The 548-nt window shown below is 41.4% G+C and carries 1 pseudogene; it reads left to right on the forward strand.

Annotation, left to right across the window (positions count from 1 at the left end):
• Nucleotides 1–335: 335 nt before the first annotated feature.
• Nucleotides 336–548, forward strand: a pseudogene (locus BG32_RS15795) (hypothetical protein); the annotation flags it as partial.

Here is a 548-nt window from a genome sequence, read left to right on the forward strand (position 1 = left end):
TCCCAGCAAATATATATAGTACGGTCGAAGGTACCTCACTGCTCAGACATACAAAAGTTTTGGCTAGCTTGCTTCCCCCTGCATAGGAATCCCCGAAAAGTGCGGTGTTCGGAAAGACTAGTCAACTTAACCGAAAGTTTTCCCCTGAGGGTACGTTACGCTGGATTTTAGAGCCTTGAAGCAAAAGAGTTTTAGAGATACTGCATAAGGGAGAAGGAAGCGTCAGTCGGTCTTATGATAGCTCTTTTTAGGTGTGTACATGGTCTCATTTCGAAGCTAAAATCTTCAGCAAAAAACAGAAAAACGCTTGAATTCCTTTTCTACAGCGGTAAGTGTTGTCTACTCTCGAAATGCTGACTCTTCTGGGTTTTTTTGGAAGAAAAAGAAAGCGAAATCTTAATATGCAGAAAACAGATGTGAAGATAGACCAGGAAAAGATGGCCTCGGAAGTCAAATATGATGGCAAATACGTTCTAAGAACGAACACAAAACTAACCAATAGAGAGGTTGCTCAATCATACAAGTTACTGTGGAAAGTAGAGAGGGCC

It is taken from the genome of Mesotoga sp. HF07.pep.5.2.highcov, assembly GCF_003666285.1.
Lineage (GTDB): Bacteria > Thermotogota > Thermotogae > Petrotogales > Kosmotogaceae > Mesotoga > Mesotoga prima.